The sequence below is a fragment of the Mesorhizobium sp. ArgA1 genome (assembly GCF_053714375.1).
Genome location: NZ_JBSKBQ010000129.1, coordinates 1 through 536, shown reverse-complemented (window position 1 = coordinate 536; position 536 = coordinate 1). Strand labels below are relative to the sequence as shown.

At 64.2% G+C, this 536-nt stretch carries 1 protein-coding gene; it reads right to left on the bottom strand.

Going from position 1 to position 536, the window contains the following annotated elements; all coding sequences use genetic code 11:
• A partial coding sequence (locus ACWGTI_RS32665) for a GTP-binding protein (protein ID WP_454590683.1) occupies positions 1-536 on the bottom strand: 536 nt, incomplete at both ends.

Below are 536 nucleotides of genomic sequence, written 5' to 3'. Positions count from 1 at the left end.
CGGCCGGTCACGACCGTGCCACGACCCGAGATCGAGAACACGTCTTCGATCGGCATCAGGAACGGCTTGTCCAGCGGACGAACAGGCGTCGGGATGTAGGCGTCGACCTGAGCCATCAGCTCGCGGATCGCGTCTTCACCGATGGTCTTGTTCGAATCTTCCAGAGCAGCCAGCGCCGAGCCCTTGACGATCGGAATGTCGTCGCCGGGGAACTCGTTCTTCGACAGAAGCTCACGAACCTCGAGCTCGACCAGTTCCAGCAGCTCGGCGTCGTCGACCTGGTCGACCTTGTTCAGGAACACCACGATCGACGGCACGCCGACCTGACGGGCAAGCAGGATGTGCTCGCGGGTCTGCGGCATCGGGCCGTCGGCGGCCGACACCACCAGGATCGCGCCGTCCATCTGCGCGGCACCGGTGATCATGTTCTTCACATAGTCGGCGTGGCCGGGGCAGTCGACGTGGGCGTAGTGGCGGTTGGCCGTCTCGTATTCGACGTGAGCCGTCGAGATCGTGATGCCGCGGGCCTTCTCTTC